23 protein-coding genes are annotated in these 20,633 nt (G+C 37.6%); 17 read left to right on the forward strand and 6 right to left on the reverse strand.

The window, feature by feature from the left end:
* Window positions 1-86: 86 nt before the first annotated feature.
* Complete coding sequence (locus HGR01_RS27535; RefSeq protein WP_045868657.1) at window positions 87-386, forward strand: 2Fe-2S iron-sulfur cluster-binding protein; 300 nt, start codon at window positions 87-89, stop codon at window positions 384-386.
* A gap of 106 nt (window positions 387-492) precedes the next feature.
* On the forward strand, window positions 493-744 hold the full coding sequence (locus HGR01_RS27540; protein WP_045868656.1) for a FeoA family protein: 252 nt from the start codon (window positions 493-495) through the stop codon (window positions 742-744).
* A gap of 259 nt (window positions 745-1,003) precedes the next feature.
* Here the strand turns inward: HGR01_RS27540 and HGR01_RS27545 are convergent, their stop codons facing one another.
* Window positions 1,004-1,213 carry a TOBE domain-containing protein gene (locus tag HGR01_RS27545; protein ID WP_045868655.1) on the reverse strand — a complete coding sequence of 70 codons (210 nt, stop codon included), beginning with the start codon at window positions 1,211-1,213 and terminating at the stop codon, window positions 1,004-1,006.
* A gap of 905 nt (window positions 1,214-2,118) precedes the next feature.
* Here HGR01_RS27545 and HGR01_RS27550 point away from each other — a divergent pair.
* Window positions 2,119-2,715, forward strand: coding sequence for a CBS domain-containing protein (locus HGR01_RS27550; protein WP_045868654.1), 597 nt, complete (start codon window positions 2,119-2,121; stop codon window positions 2,713-2,715).
* Between the two features lie 122 nt (window positions 2,716-2,837).
* Here HGR01_RS27550 and HGR01_RS27555 read toward each other — a convergent pair whose 3' ends face one another.
* Window positions 2,838-3,008 carry a hypothetical protein gene (locus HGR01_RS27555; protein WP_168160938.1) on the reverse strand — a complete coding sequence of 57 codons (171 nt, stop codon included), beginning with the start codon at window positions 3,006-3,008 and terminating at the stop codon, window positions 2,838-2,840.
* 116 nt (window positions 3,009-3,124) lie between these two features.
* Between HGR01_RS27555 and HGR01_RS27560 the strand changes: the two genes are divergently transcribed.
* The 3 genes from HGR01_RS27560 to HGR01_RS27570 are packed head-to-tail and all read left to right on the forward strand — an operon-like array spanning window position 3,125 to window position 5,252.
* A complete protein-coding gene (locus HGR01_RS27560) occupies window positions 3,125-3,598 on the forward strand; it encodes an ankyrin repeat domain-containing protein (RefSeq protein ID WP_045868653.1) in 474 nt (157 codons plus the stop codon).
* Complete coding sequence (locus HGR01_RS27565) at window positions 3,576-4,862, forward strand: nitroreductase family protein (protein WP_045868652.1); 1,287 nt, start codon at window positions 3,576-3,578, stop codon at window positions 4,860-4,862. Before HGR01_RS27560 ends, HGR01_RS27565 begins: the two co-directional genes overlap by 23 nt.
* An 18-nt stretch (window positions 4,863-4,880) precedes the next feature.
* Window positions 4,881-5,252 carry a hypothetical protein gene (locus HGR01_RS27570; protein WP_045868651.1) on the forward strand — a complete coding sequence of 124 codons (372 nt, stop codon included), beginning with the start codon at window positions 4,881-4,883 and terminating at the stop codon, window positions 5,250-5,252.
* A gap of 47 nt (window positions 5,253-5,299) precedes the next feature.
* Here HGR01_RS27570 and HGR01_RS27575 read toward each other — a convergent pair whose 3' ends face one another.
* Together HGR01_RS27575 and HGR01_RS27580 are read right to left on the reverse strand one after the other, a co-directional pair.
* The gene (locus HGR01_RS27575) at window positions 5,300-5,773 is read right to left on the reverse strand and encodes a hydrogenase maturation protease (protein WP_045868650.1); all 474 of its coding nucleotides are present in this window, start codon (window positions 5,771-5,773) and stop codon (window positions 5,300-5,302) included.
* 179 nt (window positions 5,774-5,952) lie between these two features.
* A complete protein-coding gene (locus HGR01_RS27580; RefSeq protein ID WP_045868649.1) occupies window positions 5,953-6,375 on the reverse strand; it encodes a hypothetical protein in 423 nt (140 codons plus the stop codon).
* 487 nt (window positions 6,376-6,862) lie between these two features.
* On the opposite strand from HGR01_RS27580, the gene HGR01_RS27585 reads away from it, so the two are divergent.
* Window positions 6,863-8,290, forward strand: a complete 1,428-nt coding sequence (locus HGR01_RS27585) for a CHAT domain-containing protein (protein ID WP_045868648.1) — start codon at window positions 6,863-6,865, stop codon at window positions 8,288-8,290.
* A 99-nt stretch (window positions 8,291-8,389) separates the two neighbouring features.
* Complete coding sequence (locus HGR01_RS27590) at window positions 8,390-9,010, forward strand: tetratricopeptide repeat protein (RefSeq protein WP_045868647.1); 621 nt, start codon at window positions 8,390-8,392, stop codon at window positions 9,008-9,010.
* 76 nt (window positions 9,011-9,086) lie between these two features.
* Here HGR01_RS27590 and uvrB read toward each other — a convergent pair whose 3' ends face one another.
* Entirely contained in the window at window positions 9,087-11,084 is a 1,998-nt protein-coding gene (uvrB, locus tag HGR01_RS27595) for an excinuclease ABC subunit UvrB (protein WP_045868646.1), read from the reverse strand.
* 249 nt (window positions 11,085-11,333) lie between these two features.
* Between uvrB and HGR01_RS27600 the strand changes: the two genes are divergently transcribed.
* The 8 genes from HGR01_RS27600 to HGR01_RS27635 all read left to right on the forward strand — a co-directional run bounded on the left by HGR01_RS27600 (window position 11,334) and on the right by HGR01_RS27635 (window position 16,937).
* Complete coding sequence (locus HGR01_RS27600; protein ID WP_045868645.1) at window positions 11,334-11,804, forward strand: hypothetical protein; 471 nt, start codon at window positions 11,334-11,336, stop codon at window positions 11,802-11,804.
* A gap of 396 nt (window positions 11,805-12,200) precedes the next feature.
* Window positions 12,201-12,383 carry a CsbD family protein gene (locus tag HGR01_RS27605; RefSeq protein WP_045868644.1) on the forward strand — a complete coding sequence of 61 codons (183 nt, stop codon included), beginning with the start codon at window positions 12,201-12,203 and terminating at the stop codon, window positions 12,381-12,383.
* A gap of 265 nt (window positions 12,384-12,648) precedes the next feature.
* On the forward strand, window positions 12,649-13,089 hold the full coding sequence (locus HGR01_RS27610) for a hypothetical protein (protein ID WP_045868643.1): 441 nt from the start codon (window positions 12,649-12,651) through the stop codon (window positions 13,087-13,089).
* Between the two features lie 217 nt (window positions 13,090-13,306).
* Window positions 13,307-13,828, forward strand: a complete 522-nt coding sequence (locus HGR01_RS27615; RefSeq protein WP_045868642.1) for a hypothetical protein — start codon at window positions 13,307-13,309, stop codon at window positions 13,826-13,828.
* A gap of 108 nt (window positions 13,829-13,936) precedes the next feature.
* Window positions 13,937-14,062, forward strand: coding sequence for a hypothetical protein (locus HGR01_RS27620; protein ID WP_255325161.1), 126 nt, complete (start codon window positions 13,937-13,939; stop codon window positions 14,060-14,062).
* Window positions 14,063-14,503: 441 nt separating this feature from the next.
* Window positions 14,504-15,169, forward strand: a complete 666-nt coding sequence (locus tag HGR01_RS27625) for a PEP-CTERM sorting domain-containing protein (RefSeq protein ID WP_228045328.1) — start codon at window positions 14,504-14,506, stop codon at window positions 15,167-15,169.
* A 506-nt stretch (window positions 15,170-15,675) separates the two neighbouring features.
* Window positions 15,676-15,972, forward strand: a complete 297-nt coding sequence (locus HGR01_RS27630) for a hypothetical protein (protein WP_155539037.1) — start codon at window positions 15,676-15,678, stop codon at window positions 15,970-15,972.
* Window positions 15,973-16,211: 239 nt separating this feature from the next.
* Window positions 16,212-16,937, forward strand: coding sequence for an HpsJ family protein (locus HGR01_RS27635; RefSeq protein ID WP_045868639.1), 726 nt, complete (start codon window positions 16,212-16,214; stop codon window positions 16,935-16,937).
* 92 nt (window positions 16,938-17,029) lie between these two features.
* Here HGR01_RS27635 and rpe read toward each other — a convergent pair whose 3' ends face one another.
* On the reverse strand, window positions 17,030-17,737 hold the full coding sequence (rpe, locus tag HGR01_RS27640) for a ribulose-phosphate 3-epimerase (protein ID WP_045868968.1): 708 nt from the start codon (window positions 17,735-17,737) through the stop codon (window positions 17,030-17,032).
* 361 nt (window positions 17,738-18,098) lie between these two features.
* On the opposite strand from rpe, the gene HGR01_RS27645 reads away from it, so the two are divergent.
* Window positions 18,099-19,739, forward strand: a complete 1,641-nt coding sequence (locus HGR01_RS27645) for a S8 family serine peptidase (RefSeq protein ID WP_045868637.1) — start codon at window positions 18,099-18,101, stop codon at window positions 19,737-19,739.
* The last annotated feature ends 894 nt before the right edge of the window (window positions 19,740-20,633 follow it).

Raw genomic sequence — 20,633 nt, forward strand, 5'->3', positions numbered from 1 at the left:
GTGTAGCTGCATCAAGAGTAAAAGCGGGAGACTACCAAACTCTGGTAATTAAACCTAATTGTAGAAAGTTTGAGGAGAATCGGAAAATGGCTACCTACCAAGTTAGATTGATCAACAAAAAAGAAGATCTCGACAGCACAATTGAGATTGATGAAGATACAACCATCCTCGAAGGAGCAGCAGAAAACGGTATTGAACTACCCTTCTCTTGCCACTCTGGATCTTGCTCTAGCTGTGTAGGTAAGGTTGTAGAAGGTGAAGTTGATCAATCTGATCAAATCTTCTTAGATGACGAGCAAATGTCTAAGGGATTTGCTTTACTATGTGTTACCTATCCCCGTTCTAACTGCACAATCAAGACTCACCAAGAACCATATCTTGTATAAAGTGTAGTTATCGCTTGAACCTAGGATTCAGGATGAAAAGTATCTTCATCCTAGCCTGGGGCAAGCTTGATTTAATGCATCTACAAATATAATATTTATACTACTTATGTTTACTCCCTTTACTATTAAGGGCTGTTCATTAGAATTGCTGAAACATGGCGAGCAAGGAATTGTAGCTTTCTGTAAAATTCCAGATGAAAAGTGCCGTCAAGAACTAATAGCAATGGGAATATCAGTAGGAACAAGTATTACTGTTAAAGAAAAATTTCCTACATTCCAAATCGAAGTTAATAATATAAGTTTCTCAATAGATAAAGAAATAGCCCGCGTAATTTATGTACGCATTCTTGATATTTAATATTTAAATAAACTTGTAGGGTGTGTTGTCGCGCAGCGCAACGCACCAGCGAGCCATCAAACCATTTTGGATTTTGGATTTTGGATTTTGGATTGGCCTCATAGATAAATCTAGAAGCTTGAGAATTTTGAATTTTCGATTGATTCCACAGATAAATTTGGGGCTTGTACCATTAAGGAATTATTGTTCACAAATTTAAGGTGCGTTAGCCTACGGCATAACACACCCTACGAAATAATAGATAACTTTTTACTATTGCTTAATCAACAGCAACTAACACATCAGATGCTTTAACTACAGCATAAGCTGCCTTACCTTCTGCCAATCCTAGCTTATCTGCTGAAGACTTTGTAATTATTGCCACTACTTCTACACCAGGTGCTAGTTCTAAAGTAACTTCGCTATTCACAGAGCCAGCAACAACTTTTTTAACAGTAGCTTTTAAAGAATTACGAGCGCTAATTTCCATCCCTGGATACCTTTTTTATTTTGTGTATACTTGATTACCCTAGCAAACAATAATAGTAAGCAGATAATTTTTTTACTTTTTTTTAATAAAGCAAGTTATTTATATAAATGAATAAATAAAGATAAAACACTATACTTACAAAATTATTTAGCTAAATAAACTACACAAGCAGAGGCACCAAATTATTGTGTCTTTACTAATTATTCAAATGTTCATTAGCATTTTATATTAAATAGCAACTTTAAGAAAAAGCTAAAAATCTATATAAATATAATTGAGTAATAGTCAATAGAGATTCTTACTTAAATAAAGTATATTTATAGATTTTAAGGATTATCTTTATTGACAGACAAGCAATTTATTGTTAACTAATCAAATAATTTTATGACCACAATTCGCTGAATAACTTATTTTGAAAAAATAAAAAGTTCATGATAATACTTATTGGCATTTTTTAAGCATTTTATCCATTAAATATCAGGGGATCTTTATAAAGCATTCATAATTCCAATTTATGAGAGTGATACTATATAAGTAAGCTAAATTGTTGCCAGTCAACCAGACTTCAGCAAAAGCGATTACAGACTTAACTCAGACATTCCTAACTTAATGCTGGTTAAGTTCAAAGATGAGGCAGAAAATCTGAGATCTTCAACGAAGGAAGAGGGGAAATGCGTAAGTCTTCTGTCTTCAAATTACCAGAGTAATTAAGTAGTGAAATATGTTGGTATTTCTAAGTCGGAATGTCTAACTTCCGTAACCACTTTTTCATGCGACTAATTCAATTTATAACAATTTAGTTGGAATTTGAATAAGTTGCCTAAATGACATGCAGTTTGGGAAGCATTGCAGCAGTTTAGAACTAATTCCCTTACTTGCAAAACAAATTTTAAGGAGCCAGAATTATGAGAGCTAAACACATTATGACTCAAGATGTAGCTACTATTCGCGGTTCCGCTACTGTAGCAGAAGCAGTCAAATTAATGCGGCTCAAAGAATTACGGGCGTTAATTGTAGAACCTCGCCACAGTGGTGATGCTTACGGTATTATTACCGAAACTGATATTGTATCCAAGGTTGTTGCTTATGGCAAAGATCCTCAACGGATGCATGTCTATGAAGTTATGAGTAAACCCTGCATTGTGGTCAATCCTGACCTAGATGTAGAATATGTGGCACGTTTATTCGCTAATACTGGTGTATGGCGTGCGCCTGTGATCCAAGGTGAATTACTGGGCATTATTTCTGTCACAGATATTATCACCAAGGGCGACTTCATGGAAAAACCAAAAATTAAATTTATCCAAAAAGAGCTTCAAAAAGCTATCTCGAATGCGCGCTCAGTTGTGGCTAACTATGGTGCAGATTCTAAGAGAGCCGAAGAAGCTTGGGATTTAGTAGATGAACTCGAAGCCGAAGCTGGTTATTATGGCGTACCCAAACCAGAAAAAACTGCAAGACAGCTATTCTCTGAAGGTAGAGAATATGTATCTGTAGGCTAAGAGATTTGATTTTTCAACGATGTACTGTTTAGAGCAGCAATTTATTGATCGGATAACTTAGAACCCTACTATTTTCTATCTGCTTCCAGCCTTCTCTGCTGCTAACACGAAAGCTGAATTACTTATCTAGTTTGGATAGATACCGAGTTGGGCATTTCTGCTATCTCATACTGATACATTGTTGCTCTTTTTCTGTTTCTCTCTTTCTCTGACTGAATAATGGTTCGTGATTCTGGTGCATTTACTGTTAATTGTTGAGGGATAACAGTTAACAGCCACCACACCATTCTCATAGTTAATTGGGTCTCATAGCATTTCTTTTACATGGTGGGTAATGCCCACCATTACCTTTTCTAAGAAATGTTATGTCGATTATTTGTGTGCATTTCTATCCATAGGCAGGATATTTATGATTTCTCAAAATCAGCAAAATCTGAGTGACACAACAAAGCAATGGTTACTCGCTCAAGGCTACAGTTGTGATGACTTAAACCAGAGAGGTGAAAATGGAGATACACCTTTGATGAAAGCTACAAGAGCAGGCTTTTACGCAGTAGTCCAAGAGTTAATGAGTTTAGGCGTAGATATTAATGCCAGAAACAATGATGGTAATAATGCTCTATGGTTTGCTTGTTTTGGGAACCACTTCGATTTGATGAATTTGTTACTTGCTGCACATATCAATATTGATAATCAAAATGATAATGGAGCTACGGTGTTGATGTATGCAGCTTCAGCTGGAAAGACAGAAGTAGTTAACTTGCTGTTACAACATCATCCTAACATAAATTTAAAAAACTTAGACGATTTTAAAGCAATAGATTTTGCGAGTAATGTAGAAGTCTTAAGGATACTCAAAAATGCCTCCAAGTCCTATCTCTAAGCGAATCTATCATCAAGCAACCAAGCATTCTTACTTATCTGTGCAGCTCGATCCAAATTATGTGGATGCTGCAACTCAACCATCTTCATTTAAAGTTTACCCAAAGTTTTATCGGCGAGTGAAATTAAATCTCAATAATCAAATTCACTCGTTTATCAGCCTTACTAGTGCTGTAACTTTAGAAAAAATCTATAAAGAAGGTGCTGTGAAATTGCGTGTAAATCCGTCTGCTGGCGCTTTATATCCCACAGAAGTTTATATCCAGATTCGCAATATCGAAGGCTTTATTAACGGCATATATCATTTAGAAGTTGAGAATAATTGTCTAACTCTAATCTATGAATTAATTGATGATGGCTTAGAGAGTTATATTATACCCGGCAAAAGTATAAATGGATTCATTTTTTTAATTAGTTGTGTTTATTATAGGTCTAGCTGGAAATATAAAGACAGGAGCCTGAGATATTGCTGGCTGGATAGCGGACACCATTTAGGTGCGATTGCTGCTTCAGCCTATATTCACGACAGAGAGATACAGTTAATTTTCGATTTTGATAAACTCGCTCTCAATGCGGATTTAGGATTTGAGAATAAAGAGTTTATTACTGCTTGTGCGATTTCGGGAGAAATCGAAGACAAGAAAGTCAGAAATTTAAGGTTAAAAGTTCCTTTTGTCTGTGGCACCGATTATTTTGAAGCCAATGAATTCATCGAACAAGGCTATCAAAACACATCTCTTCAGCCGAGTCGCCAGCAGAAATTAGTGCATCCCCAGTTTAACTTTGACAAAGATAAATTTTTTCAGACTGTTTGGATGAGACGTTCAATTAGACGTTTTTATAAACAGTCAATTCCTCAAGAAAGTTATTGGCAGCTATGGCAGCATTTTCAGCAGCCAATACCAACCAAAAATTTTGAGGAGATGGAAATTTACTCTGTTGTACATCATGTCAGAGGAATGACTCCAGGGATATACAAAGGGAAGCATCTATTAAAAGCGGGCAATTTTAGTGAAAAAACGGGTTACTTGTGCATCAATCAAGCAATAGTTAGAGATAGCGCTGTAACTTTATTTTTTACGTCCGACTATATAAATTATCAAACAGCTATGTTAATAGCTGGTTTTTTAGGGCAAAGAGTTTATCTTGTTAGCAACTTTATGGGTATTCATTGTAGTGGGATTGGAGCTTTCTATGATGATGAAACCCAAGAATTTTTAGGAACTAATCAAGATGTACTCTATGCGATCGCAATTGGCATATAACTTAGGAAATCAACAGAAATGGCTAAAGAAATTTACTCCCAAGAAGATGATTCACACCCAATGCAGCTGACTTCAGCAGATATTATCCTGCGTCAGCAACTAGAGTATTCTATTAGCAGGTACTTCTATGAAGCCTGCGATCGCTTTATCCAAAACCTCTTATCTACTTGTCGTTGGTATGTTACCACCGATGCTAGTGTAATGGTGTTGGTAATTGAATGTCCCGATGAGGTTACTAACTGGCGGATTCTACAAAAAATCGTGCCAATGGGTAAATTACTTTATAAGATTGTTAGCAGTGCTAAAATTCGTGTTTGCCCTCCAGAGAGCCAAGGCATACCCTTTGAAATGAGGGTAGATGAATTGTCGATTTACGGAGACGATATCTAATCTTATTCTAGGTTTTAGATGTTGGATTTGGCAATCTGGATTGTTAACTAAACCTGAAAATTCTGTCTGATGATTGTGGCTACTTCCTCAAACACCAGATTAGCAGAATGCTCGATAGCAGGGCTTAATTCCAGGCCTAAATCAAGATTTGCTGCTTCAATGAGGTAGACTGTTACCTCTTGAGGAAAGTCATTTTGAAAAATTTTCCGTCCAGCAGCTAAAGCATTATCCCAACGAAAATCATGCAAGTTGTAACTAGGTTCTGGTAAAGCTTCGAGTTCTTTCCCAGGGACTTTAAATACTGCGCCTGGTTCAGAACCTGTGGAACTTGCATCAATAATAATTAATTGTTTGCTTCCTCTAGCTTGAAACATCACTTCCATCCCTCCGGTTCCACAGTCATAAACTCGGACGTTGGGATGAGGATTTTTAGTGAGAAATTGCTGTAGGCGTTGAGCGACAATTACGCCTACAGCATCATCACTGCGATTGAGATTACCACAACCAATAATAGTTAGCATTTGTTGAGCGTGTTTTGAGAATCAGCCTGTATTTTGATGGGTTTCCTATAAGGTGAAAATGCACAAAATGCAATAGCTATTTACTTAATATTTACTATATTTAATATGAAGATAGTTTTTAGGGGCACAATCAATTGTGTCCCTACTATTTATTGTATCTAAAGTAAGTTAATTAGAAACTAAAACGCTACTCCATATTTTTTGGCAATTTCAACCAGCTTCTCACACTGTTCTTGTCCAGCTTTGATTAAAAGTGCGTCTGCCTCTTCTGGTTTTGTACCATCTTTAGGAATTAAATATTTGACATATATTGATACAAAATCAGCGATAATTGCCATACCAGATAAAGCGTGTGCGTCTGCTTCTTTACCTGCGATCGCAGCTACTAAACCTGCTTTAATGGGGTCAGGTTTCACTTTCATAAACTGATCGACAAGTTTCGGTATATAATCTGCTGGTGCTAGGTTATTTAACTTAGTAGTATCAGGCTTAAAATCACATCCTGCTGCTTTTGACTGTTCTAATACACACCATTCTGTAAATTCTTGGAGTGCAGCGTCGGGAAGAAGAGGAAGATATTTATGTAGGGCGATATCAGACACAAGCTTACCTTGTAAATTTCTATTTTTCGCAATGCGTAAAGCAAGATTAACGCACTATATCAAGGAGTTTTAGTATGTTAAGCTACTACTATTAATTAAATATCTACAATTATTACTATATTGAAGAAAAAATAATTTTATTTTTAATAAATAGGTAGGATTAATAACATCATCTCAATCTCCAATAATATAAACAATAATTCAGAATATTACGAATTTTAAATATTTCATCTACTTATTAGTATTACCCTAAACAAGATATTACAGATTTTTTATTAAGGGTTATTGAAGTAGGAAGCATAAATCCAGAGATTAGCGATCGCACTACATCTCCTGTAAGTAAACCAAAAAATCAATAGAAGAAAAGAAGACATTACGTCGGTAATTTTTGGATATCCCTCTTTACTTACCAAAACTGCATAAGCTTTACTAGGCTGAGAACTATATAGTTAGTGGAAACGAAAAAAATATCAGGCATCAGGTGAATATGAAAAAGTCGAAAATGGCATATTCTTTAGTAAAACTAAGATTAGCTCCGGTATTCCTCAGTTTTCTCAGTTGTTTAACATTACCTTCAAATTCAACCATAGCATTAGATAAAACACTATTAGCACAGCAAGCACTAAGCTATCAACAAAAAATTAAATCACTTCTTAGGCAAAATCAACCTACATCAGCATTAGAAATTTTAAAACAGAGTCGCAATCTAGCTTTAGTAGATTTATTAGCACAGAGTTTTCCAACAAGAAATGTTAACGCGCCAACCACTGAGACAATTAAGCAAGTTGCTAAAAATCAAAATGCAACACTTGTACAATATTCCCTACTATACCAAAATGTAAATGTTGCGGGTAAACGACAAACTCAGACTTCTGATTTGGTAATTTGGGTAATTCAACCTACAGGTGAAATCTCTCTAAGACAAGTTGATTTAAAGGCTTGGCAATCAAAAAATAAGACTACTCTGGCAGATGTGATTAATCACCTTCAACAAAGTCATAGTCAGGGAATTGAGGGACATAAAGGCATAATAAAAATATCAGACACTACCCAAAATAGTTCTTCATTAGCTAGAAAACAACTACATGAATTACTTATTCAACCAATATCTGATATTTTACCCACTAAACCAGAAGCAAGAGTAATTTTTATTCCTCAAGATAAATTATTTCTTGTACCTTTTGCAACTTTACAAGATGAGAACAATCAATATTTGATTGAGAAATACATAATTTCTACTGCACCATCAATACAAGCTTTAGATTTACTAGCAAAAAGGCACAATTCTAATACAAAATCTACTCAAGATGTGTTGATAGTTGGTAATCCTACGATGCCAACTAAACCTCTAAATCCTGGGGAGTCATTTAGTAAGCTATCTCCACTACCAGGCGCAGAAAAAGAAGCAAAAAATATTGCCAGTATCTATAATACTCAAGCGTTGATAGGTGATGCTGCAACTGAAACAACAGTTGTCAAGCGAATGTCCAACGCCAGGATTATTCATTTAGCAACATCAGGATTTTTGGGTAACTCAATAGAAAATCCTGGCTTACTAGCCTTTGCACCTTCTAGTCAAGATGATGGTTGGTTAACTGCGGCTGAGGTTAGCAAGCTGAAGCTAAAAGCTGAATTAGTTATTTTGAGTAGTTGTGATTCTGCTTTAGGAAAAATCACAGGTGATGGTGTAATTGGATTGTCTCGTGCATTCTTGGTAGCGGGTGCTAACAGTGTAATCGCTTCGTATGGCAAGATTTCTGATGAATCAACTACGACATTAATGACGGAATTTCATAGTAATTTAACTAAAAATCCTGATAAAGCTGTTGCTTTACATCAAGCAATGTTAGTAACAATGAAAAAATATCCTAATCCTCAAGATTGGGGAATGTTTACACTTGTAGGTTTACCATAACGAGAAACCGAGGGGGTAGTTAATCAGGAAATTTTTAATCTAACTCAAAAATGGTATTATTCGTTCATAAACAGAAAGAAAAATTTGCTGTTCAAAATCATGTTTTTTGCTAACTCTTTAGAAAATCAGCTTCAGCGTTGGAACGATATTATTCGTAATCAGCCACAAAATCCTAATGCTTATATTAGACGTGGAATGGTTAACTTTCAGCTTGCTAAAATTGATGAATCCATTCAAGATTTTGATACCGCAGAAAGAATAGATCCACGCCTTAAACCATATTTATGGCAACGTGGATTATCTTATTACTATGCTGAAAAATTTGCTGAAGGTGCTGAACAATTTGAGATTGACTTGACAGTTAATGCTCAAGATGTAGAAGAAACAGTATGGCGATATCTATGCATAGCTCGTATTGATAGTGTAGAGAAAGCACGTAATTCGCTATTAACTGTCAGAAATGACCCCCGGCGAATTATGCGGAGTGTATACGATTTATATGCAGGGAATTGTACAACTAATGATGTTTTAAATGTTGGTCAATCTGATGGTGTAAAAGGCAATTTTTACAGCCATCTTTATTTAGGATTATATTACGAAGCTGAGAATAATTTGGAATTAGCTCAGGAATATATAGTTAAAGCTGCTGATGATTATAAAATTGATGATTATATGTGGTATTTAGCTCAGGTACATAAAACCCTGCGACAATGGTCTTAAAATCATACCCGATAGGCAAAGGTTATCTAGGATAGCGAAAAAAGAGCTTGCTCTTAATCGCTATCCTGACTTTATACTAATGTCCCAGCATTTTATCCCGCAGGTGCTTAATGCGATCGCGCAAGTTTGCAGCCTCCTCAAATTCTAGTTTTTTTGCGGCTTCTTTCATCTGCGCTTCGAGTTTAGCAATCAAGTCGGGAATCTCTTCTAGCGGTAATTCATCGATATGTTCATCTACTACTTTTAGATCTGTAGCATTTAACCGTCGCGAAACATCTAAAAAAGACAAAATCGCGTTACTTGATTTTTTCACAATTGGCTGAGGTGTAATGCCATGCATTTTGTTATAAGCCGTTTGAATTCCCCGTCTTCTGTCTGTTTCTTCAATGGCTTTAATCATGCTATCTGTAAGATTATCAGCATACATGATGGCCTGTCCCTTAATATGACGTGCAGCTCTACCAATTGTTTGAATTAAAGAACGTTCGGCGCGTAAGAAACCTTCTTTATCTGCATCCATGATTGCCACAAGGGAAACTTCTGGTAAATCCAAACCTTCCCGCAATAAGTTGACTCCCACTAAGACATCAAACTTACCGGAACGCAAATCTTGTAAAATTTCAATCCGTTCAATAGAATTAATTTCTGAATGCAAATAGCGGACACGAATGCCGTTGTCTTCCAAATATTCTGTTAAATCTTCCGCCATCCGCTTAGTTAAAGTAGTTACTAAAACTCTTTCGTGGCGGTCAACTCTGTCTTTAATTTCTCCTAATAAATCATCAATTTGACCTTCCGTAGGACGCACGAAAATTTCTGGATCAATAACACCAGTTGGTCGAATTACTTGCTCAACTATATTGCTATCAGAAATTTCTAATTCCCAATTTCCTGGGGTAGCAGAAACGAAAATGCACTGATTTACCTTTTGCCAAAATTCTTCTGCTTTTAATGGACGATTATCAGCAGCGCTGGGAAGGCGAAATCCATGTTCAATTAATACTTTCTTCCTCGCTTGGTCGCCGTTATACATCCCGCGAATTTGCGGTACTGTCACATGAGATTCATCAATAACTAACAGCCAATCTTTAGGAAAATAATCAATTAAACATTCTGGTGGTTCCCCTGCTTGTCTACCCGCAAGGTGACGCGAATAGTTTTCTACGCCGTTACAGTAACCAACTTCACGCAACATTTCTAAGTCATAGCGAGTGCGCTGATCTATGCGTTGTGCTTCTAATAATTTCCCTGCTTCCTCTAATTCGGCTTTGCGTTGTTTCAGTTCAGCCGCAATATCATCACAAGCTACTCCTAAACGTTCTTCTGGGGTGACAAAGTGACGTGCTGGGTAGATATTGACTGCTTGTAAGCTATTAATAATTTCACCTGTCACAGGGTCAATATAGCGAATTGCATCAATTTCATCGCCAAAAAATTCTACCCGAATAATCCGGTCTTCGTAGGCTGGGCCAATTTCTAAAACATCTCCCCGGACGCGAAATTTTCCGCGACCCATTTCTAAATCGTTGCGGCTATACTGCACAGATGCTAAGTCTCGCAAAATCTGGCGTTGGTTGACTTCCATCCCGATTTGTAGGGGGATAGCAGCTTTGAAATACTCGGCTGGCATTCCCAAACCGTAGATGCAGCTAATGGAAGCAACCACAATCACATCACGACGTTCAAAAAGCGATCGCGTGGCTGAATGCCGCAACATATCTATTTCATCATTAATCGAAGCTGTTTTCTCAATATAAGTATCGGTAATGGGAATGTACGCTTCCGGCTGATAATAATCGTAGTAACTCACGAAATATTCAACGGCGTTATTGGGAAAGAATTCCCGCAATTCGTTACAAAGCTGTGCTGCTAACGTTTTGTTATGCGCCAGCACCAAGGTAGGCCTACCAACTTTTTCAATTACTGCTGCTACTGAATATGTCTTACCGGTTCCCGTAGCACCCAGTAAGGTTTGGTAACGATTCCCAGCTTTAATACTAGCTGCTAGTTGTGCGATCGCTTGTGGTTGATCGCCTGTCGGACTAAAGGGAGCTTGCAGACTAAATTCTGTCATACAGTTGTGCCAGAAATACCCTCTCCCATAGTAACGATCAGACTATGCACTCGTGGAACCAGATTAGGTAACCGAATATATGGCAATCTTTATTTATAAATTTTTACTTATAGCATTTACTTATGTGTACTTTTTGAAGATAATTATACCTATCTCTGGTTTTTTAAGGTTAAACTCTCATATATACAAAAAAATTCATGTCAGTTTAATTATTGTAAAAACCACTTAACAAACCGGAGGAGTTCAGATATGACAATTAGTAGCACTGGCAAAGCAGTCAGTCCTCGACAAAAGCGTGCCAAGCTAAAAGGAGAAAGTACAGTGGAAGTAGAAAATAATCAGGGTAATAGCTTGAATACAGATAAAGTCGAACAAGGTACAGAGAAGCCAGTGCAAAACGAAACTCCAGGAACACTCGCAATATCTGGAATTCGTCCCATAGGTGCCAGTGATTTAGAAGTTGCTGAAAAACTCTCCATTGCTGGAGTGCGTCCCATTAGTACCAGTACCTTAGAAGTTGTTGAAACCTATAACGCAATGGGTATTCGTCCAATTGGTGCTAATACATTCCAAGTTGTTGAAAGTATTAATCTCTCTGGTATTCGCCCAGTTAGCTCAAGTTCATTGGTAATTTCTGAGAGTTACTCAACATTCGGTAACCGTCCGATAGCATCAAATGAGATTGACAATTCCGAAAATCTGATGGGTTTTCTAGATTAGATATAACAATCATTTTCATAATTTTATAAACCCGGTTTTTGTCAGAAACCGGGTTTATTTATTTTAAATGTAGACTTATTATAGCAATCCTAAATGATTTGTGAAATCTGATCTGAAGGGTTGTCAACTGTTAACTGTTGACAGTTAACAGTTAACCGTCAACAGCCAAAAACGATATTTTTCACAACTGAAATAGGATTGCTATACATAGGCTAATTCTACACAATTCAATCTAATTTTTAGATTATATTATCTCTCTTTCAGCATAGGGAGTTAATATATCCTGTGGTGGAAGGCTAGGGATAAAAGATTAAGCTACCGTGTAAAAGTCAACAAAAAAGTTGAGAGTTGCAACCGAAATTTGCAACAAATCTCTATTAAATTAAGGAGTACAAAATGAGTATAGAGGATCGTGCAAAAGCTGCAGGTAAAAATATTGAAGGTAAAGCCCAAGAAGCTTTAGGCAACGTTACTGGAGACCCAGAAGATAAGGCTGAAGGCAAAGCTAAACAAGCTGAGAGTGAAGTTCGTCATGGCATCGAAGATGTAAAAGACAACGTCAAGAAAAAGCTTGACTAGAACTAATTATTTTTGCATTAGTTATAGGGAGTAGAAGATAAATTGATATAACTTTTGCAAAAATCTAGGATAGTTATAAATCTCTTAATACCTCTACTATCTCTATCAATGGAAATAGTAGGGGTATTATAGCCTGTCTTGAGCGAACTCTTGAGCATTTTAATATTGAGAATATTTCTAAAGATAGGCTGATAGGAATTATCAATTCAGCTTGAGAAGCTGCTGAATCATAAGTAATCTGCAATATTTCTTAGGAGGTAAACACATGATTCTGCTCCAGCAGAGTCGCAAAATCTTGATGACTGGCATCTTGATTTTGGTTCTAACAATTACTACTGCCTGTGGTGGTAGTAACGTTGCTCAACTTGACCGTCCAACCAGCGCCCCTGCCATAGGTCGAGATGTAGCTTACTCACAATTAGAGCGCGGCAATAGTCCTTCAGGACAAAGTTTTGGTAACTGGGTTGTGCAAACATCTCAGGGATTAATTAAAGATGCCTATGTACGCGATAACAACAAACTAGGGGTTGTTATTTCACCAGATGTGCGTCCTAATGAAGTGCGACCTTTAGCAAAATCTTTAGTCCAAGGCTTTCGCAAGAATTTCCCCAATCAAGACTTAACAGTTTTGATTTATGCTCCCGATAAAAAACTGATCGTAACCGCTAAGTACGACACTCAAACTAGCCAAATTCAGTACACCTAATAGTTGATACCCAGTTGCAATCAAATGTCGTATCTGTCATTGCGACCGGAACGCAGTGAAGGGAAGCAATCTCATTCATTTCCAGCTACCACAACAGACCGCAATTTAGCATGAATTGGCAATAAAAGCCAAAAGCAAGCTTAATCCCTGCAAATAGCTAAAATTTTTCGGAATTTTAGGGGATTAAATAATAGACCGGAAAAAGGAGAAAACCAAAGTGACTAGCAGCGAACAGTACAGGCGTGAAATTATGAAAGATTTGGCAAAGGGAAATGTCGAATCTTTAGATGATGTCAAAACCGATTCAACGACTGAGTACGAAAACTTTGACGATTTTGCTCAACGCACCACCACAGATCAGCGTCGTCAATTATTTGGTCGGTCTTTACATCCAGACAAAATTCCCGCTAGCCAAATGGAGCCGGAATTACAACAGGCGATCGCCCAAATTAAACCCAATGAAAGGGATGATGTAGCAAGAGCCTTTTTCAAGCATCTCAAGGAACGAGGACTAGATGAACGCCATCTAGAACAACAACTGGGCCTTTCTACTCATCATGCCAGCCGCATGAGCGCTGATGATGTTAGTAAGCTTGCATCCTTTGTCTATCACAATCACCCAGATATTTTCCGTGAGGTATTAGCAGAGCAACCGGGAATTATTAAGTTTCTCAGTAATCCTGTGGTTGCAGGCATTATCGGTATTGCCGCAGCCAAGTGGCTAGGTAGACATAAATAAGTACTTCATTCTCGATTGAATTATCGTATATAGTCAGAACTAGGTGGGAAAACCCACCTTTTTTGCTCATTCTGGGCTGATTTTCTGGTATTACTAGCAATTTTTTAAATGATTGCGACAGATGGTTTGCTCAAAAGCTTAGTTCATCAATATTTCACAATCCAAAACTCTATCACCACTACCCTACAAGAACGCTGTGTAAATAGTTCTGCTTGTATGCCTCTGAGACGCTAATTAGCGAATTTAGGTTTTTAAGAGACACATTGTACTTGCATATAGAACTATTTTATTCATTACCTAAAGTAAATTCACCAAGAATTTATATACTGACAGATAAAATACTCAACGTTAAATATGAAAATACTTTACCTGTATAGCTTTGGTTCGTATTAAGATTAAGTAAAGTATAAAAACGTATTTTAAAGTTTTGGTAAACATAAGTAATTACTTCTAAGTAATTTAAAATTTATACAATAATAAAAAAGTCAGTTTGCTGATTTTGACGAAAAAAGCAGACAAAATCGAAATTCAACAATGACGCTATCTTCAACGGTAGTTGTGTTTATCAGCTAATGGACTACTCATCGTTGACAGCAAACTTGGAGTCAATGGTAGCTAATTGTACTTAAGGGTTCATCTACCATCAACCTTTATCTGTTAATGGGAGTTAGCTTGATGACCAGATTAGCAATCAAAAAGAATTTAATGCAGGTTAGTACCTTAGCAGTCCTAACTACTGCGATCGCAGGAATACTGAGCATAGGCAAAGCGCAAGCTGGAGTCATAGATTTTGATGATCTGCCTGGGAATGTAGACTGGATACAAAATGGATATAAGGGATTTAACTGGAATAATTTTGCATATTTAAATAGTACTAATTATTTCGACCCATCAGCCTATAGAAATGGAACAGTTTCCAATCCAAACGTCGCATTTAATTCAGGTGGAGATCCCGCTTCTATAAGTATTAATTCTGGCCAATTTAATTTCAATAGTGCTTATCTTACAGGCGCTTGGAACAATGGACTAAATATTCGGGTAGAGGGTTTATTCCAAGGATCTACAAAGTATTCACGAACTGTAAATGTAGGGTCTACTTCTCCTACATTGTTTAATTTCAACTTCCTTGGCATTGATAATCTAAGATTCACTTCTTTCGGTGGTGTTAATGCAGGTTATAACGGTTCAGGTACGCATTTTGTGCTTGATAACTTGACCTATAATGAGTCTGAATCTGTTCCTGAACCTTTAACTATATTGGGGACATTGACAGCAGCTAGTATCGGCGTGACTTTACGTTGCAAACAAAAGCAGCAAAAAAAGGCTAAGACTCAGGCCTAAGCTAAATATTGCAACTCATATATAGTTGCGTATCAATAAAGTAAGTAATTTTGCAAAATTAAATATACATTTGTCATTGCGATCACCAACGCAATGACATAAATAATTTTGCATGAATAATTATCTACTGTGTGTTGATGATAGTTTTAAAAATGACACTTCAATACTTGAAATTCAATCCCATACACTATATACAATCCAAAGCAATCTAGATTGATATAATTAATTGTATAAAATCATACCAATTATCTTGCTGAACAGCATAGATTTACACAAACTTTATAAGAAATCAGAAGGTCTTTTTTTGCTAATCCAAATAGAGTAAGAGTTTTGGTATAAAATAGACTAAATTTAGAAAATATTATTAACATGAAGATTTGATAAAAATCAAATAAAATTCTTGATTATAAATAGTTTACACGTAATGATAATTACGGCTTTTTCAGGATAATTACGTAAAAATCCAATTACAGTCATAACGAAACCGATATGAGTCACCTCATGTTTTGTTATCGAATAGGGTTGATCGGGGCTTTACCAGGGATATAACTACCATTAGCTTTTATACATTTTCCCGTAGTGGCGATCGCGGTGTTGGTTTTGGGGTCATTTTACCTTTTCGTGCGTCTACAGTAGAAATTAGCAAATTTAGGATGTTGCGGAGTTTTCAAGGTAATGGATCTGTGGAAACAACTGCGAATTATAATTTTGGCTCTCACCTTGGGTGGAGTACTGTTAGTTTTAGTGAAAGTTTTGCTGACTACAACTATAGAAAAGCCAAAATCAGAACAATCTCAGGGTGAATCTTATACCGTTGCATCTTTTGAAAATGATATGCAGACGGTCAAATTTCCCCTTATAAGGAGACAATAAGGGTGAGCAATAGATTAAGGTTTTATGCAAAAGAAATATATTTGCTAATTTCTATAACTAGAATGTTTTAGAAATCGTCTGATGTTATTTGAAATAATCAGGGCAACACCTTGATCGCCAACCTGGGAATTTCCTTTTTTCAAATCTTTCTTTTTATTGTGCTAGGAACATGACGAAATCAAGTAGTGATAAATTCCTCCCCGGATTAGTACAAGAACTACAGGAGTTTGCTTTTAGCCAAACAGGCTCAACGAAAATTTTACGTATGCTTGGCTATGGACTGCTGATATTAGCATTATTCGATGTGGTTGAGATGTTTGTCCCACCCAATTTTATGAATCCTGCGTGGGAATTTCAAACTTTTGGATCGCTGGTTGAAAGAGTACCCGTTCCTTTAATTGGGTTAGCACTAGTATTTTATGGAGAGATGCATTCTCGCAACAAATGGGAATTTCTGAGTTTAAAGCTAATATCTTGGTTAACTTTATTATTAGCAGTAGTATTTTTGTTAATGATTCCTTTGGGAGTTGGTAATACTGTGCGTTTGAGTAAGCAGAGTACAGCTCAAATTAGCAGTGCATCTAAACAACAAATATCTCAAGCAGAACAAGTAGAACAACGATTAAATCAAGCCACTCCAGAACAAATAGGTAATATTTTAAGAGAACAAGGGCGTTCCTTAGATGGTAAAAGCCCTCAAGAAGTAAAAACTCAAATCTTATCAGAAGTATCTAGGGTCAAATCACAAATTAAGACTCAAGCACAAGCTACAGAATCTTCCCAAAAACTCACCTTAATCAAAAATTCTGTGAAATGGAATCTTGGGGCTTTAGTTTCTGCGACTTTATTTTTTAGCTTTTGGAAAGCAACCCAATGGGCAAGAATTAGCAGGTAGTTAAAACTAAAAATTTTCAGCGCCTTAAGCTATAAAATAGGGTGGGCATTGCCCACCCTATATTTTTTTAATTATAGTTAAATTCTCAGAAATTAAACTTTAGCTAATTCTGGTGTGGGGCGTTTGCTATTACGAATTGCTGTAATTGCTTCTGCATAATCTGGAGCATTAAATACAGCTGAACCTGCAACGATCGCATTAGCGCCTGCTTCTAAAACTTGCCAAGTATTATTGGCTTTCAGTCCACCATCAACTTCAATCCAAGGATCTAGTCCGCGTTCGTCACACATTTGACGCAGCTTGCGGATTTTGGGTACTACTGTTGGGATAAAGCTTTGACCGCCAAAACCAGGGTTGACGCTCATAATTAGTACTAAATCACAAAGGTCTAGTACATACTCAATGAGTTCTAAAGGTGTGGAAGGATTGAGTACAACTCCAGCTTGTTTACCGAGTTCTTTGATTTGTCCAAGAGTACGGTGTAGGTGTGGTGAAGCATTGTGTTCAGCATGGACTGAAATAATATCAGCGCCAGCTTTAGCAAAGCCTTCCACATATTTTTCTGGTTCCACAATCATCAAATGGACATCCAATGGCTTTGTGGTTACCGGACGAATCGCCTCCACAACCAGAGGGCCTATCGTAATATTAGGTACAAAACGACCGTCCATTACATCAACATGAATCCAATCAGCTCCAGCAGCATCTACAGCTCGGACTTCGTCACCAAGACGGCTAAAATCGGCTGATAAGATAGATGGAGAAATAACAATGGGCTTTTGAGATCGGTTTTGGGTCATGGCTAGTGGGTTTTCAAGCATCCTCGTCTGTCAGCATTGTAACAAAATATTTAGCGATCGCTCATAAATTTAATCCCGGGCTAGGGATTGGGGAACTCGGGGCCCCCTCTGGGGATAAGGGGCAATGGGGATTAAAGATTGGGGACTGGGGACTGGGGACTGGGAAAAATGAAAGAAAAAACCTTTAACCCTTAACCTTTTCCCCAAAACCAATTTTGAGTTCAAAACGCTTAACCGAGTAGTATTGGGGGATGTAGAAGATGAAGGTAAATTACCAACACAAAACACCCAACTCCAATTACCCAATGACAAATGACAAATGACAAATGACAAATGACAAATGACAAATGACAAATGACAAATGACTAAGAAACTAACTTGGATATTTTGGGGATTAAGTGCTTCTTGTTTAAGTTTGCCTGTAGTAGCTGCGGTTTATGAAACTTCTTTTGGCACTAATGGTATTGATGCTTTGAGGTTACACCAAGCTCCATATAATTTAAGCGGGCGTAAAATCGCTATTGGTCAGGTGGAAATCGGACGACCGGGAATGTTTGGTTGGGATAAAGCCGTGTCTAAAAATCGTGCTATATCTCTAGCTGCAGTTTTTTTACGCAATGGCCCTGCTCAATCTAATAGTGGTGTTGACCCCCATGCTTATAATGTTGCTGGTGTCATGGTCAGTAAAGATAAAGCTTGGCCGGGAGTTGCGCCAGAAGCAAAACTTTATTCTTCGGCTGTTGGCTCAACTAAAAACATGGGTCAACCAGAAGAATGTTTATCAGCACAACATATTGCCTTACAAAATGGTGGTGATGTTCGTGCAATTAATTTTAGTTTTGGCGAACCGCTCAATCGCGATCCACGTCCCGAGGCTATTTTAGATGGCAATGCTTTACTGACGCTATGTATTGACTGGTCTAGTCGCGTTCATGATGTTGTGTATGCGATCGCAGGCAACCAGGGTAAAGGCGGTATTCCTATTCCTACAGATAATTTTAATGCCATGAACGTGGCTTTTTCATCCCGACGGGGAGGGATTTTTAATAAAGTTGATGTTTCTAATCTGGCTGGTGCTACCCAAGGAGCAACTGCTAGGCTAGCAGGTAAGGAATTTAATATCGGTGAACGGCGTGCTATTAGCATAGTTGCACCTGGTAGTAATATTGCGCTGCTCAATCCCGATGGCAAACTAAATAAGGTTACAGGGACAAGCTTTGCAGCGCCTCACCTCACGGCTACCGTTGCTTTATTGCAAGAATTTGGCGATCGCCAGTTGCGAAAAGAACAACTCAATTGGAGCATTGATTCTCGCCGTCATCAGGTGATGAAAGCTGTCTTAATGAATTCCGCCGACAAAATTCAAGATAGCGGTGACGGTTTGCGCTTGGGAATGACGCGCACAATCATTGATAAACAAAATAAAGATTGGCTAGCTTCGGATGCTTATCAAGACCCGAAACTTCCCTTAGATTCCCAAATGGGAGCTGGTCATTTGAATGCATTTCGCGCTTATCAGCAATTTAGCCCAGGTCAATGGCAACCTTCAACTCCTGTACCTGCAATTGGTTGGGATTACCACACAGTAGATGCAGTTGCACCTGTAGAATATGCCCTAGCAAAACCATTAAAGCAAGGAAGTTTTGTAGCGATTACCTTGACTTGGGACAGATTGGTAGAACTCAACGATCGCAATAAAAATGACCTTTATGATGTGGGAGATAGTTTCCGCGATCGCGGTTTGAATAATCTTGACCTCTATCTTGTCAAAGCTGATGGTCAAAATCAAGATGCGGCTACTGTTTGCTCATCTGTTAGCCAAGTTGATAGTGTAGAACATATTTTCTGCCCGATTCCCACGAATGGCAATTATAAAATCCGCGTCCAAATGCGCCAACAAGTCAACGAGCCTACTCAATCTTACGGTTTAGCTTGGTGGACTGTACCCGCCAGTGCCACTGGAGCAGTCACAATTCCCAATCAGCCACCATCTGGCAATTAACAATTACAAATCCTCAAGACAATCAACTATATGAGTAGAGGCACAATATATTGTGCCTCTAAAATTATCTGTACCTGGAAGCCAAATTTTGCTTCTTATACCAAATCAAATAATGTTTGCAACACATCAATATATTCTAGAGGGCACGGCGTGCCATACCCCTACAATCTGTCGCATTCTTTTTTGAAATTAGTATTAATCAACAAAAAAACCGAACAATCATTTTGGAGGGGGTTTGGGGGAGAATCCCCCAATTCTTCTGGCTTCTTTAATCAGTGATACCAAATCAAATAATGTTTGCGACATATCAATAATATTCTAGAGCGCACAGCGTGCCCATTGGTGTCAACTTAACGCGAAACCCGCTCTTGTGCAAGGTTTCGCCCTCACCCCCAGCCCCTCTCCCACAGGGAGAAGGGAGTCAGAGATTTAGTTCCCCTTCTCCTGCGGGAGAAGGGGTTAGGGGATGAGGGCGCGAGATATTTGTACAACGCCCACCCTATATCGCTTTTAGCTTAAGTTGACACCACTGCGGCGTGTCATACCCCCACAATCTGTCGCATTCTTTTTTCAAATTGGTATTATTTTCACCTTTGGTTGTTCTTAATGATGGGTATTAACCTACATCCCCTAAAATCATATATATGATATACGATGAATTGGCAAATGAGTGAGTATTTTTGTCAATTCTACAAACAGATTGATCTCAACAACTCAACGCAATTAGTAGAGTATTTGTACTTGTTTTCAGCTATAATGTATCACAGATTGCTAATATGCAAAGTCTCAATTACACCATAGAAGCTTTGCAGAAAATTCAACAGCCAACTATAAGATTTATTGATGACCACCAACCCAAGAAACAGAGAAAATTGGGTGGTTTTGTAGTCTAAA

The organism is Tolypothrix sp. PCC 7712 (genome assembly GCF_025860405.1).
GTDB lineage: Bacteria > Cyanobacteriota > Cyanobacteriia > Cyanobacteriales > Nostocaceae > Aulosira > Aulosira diplosiphon.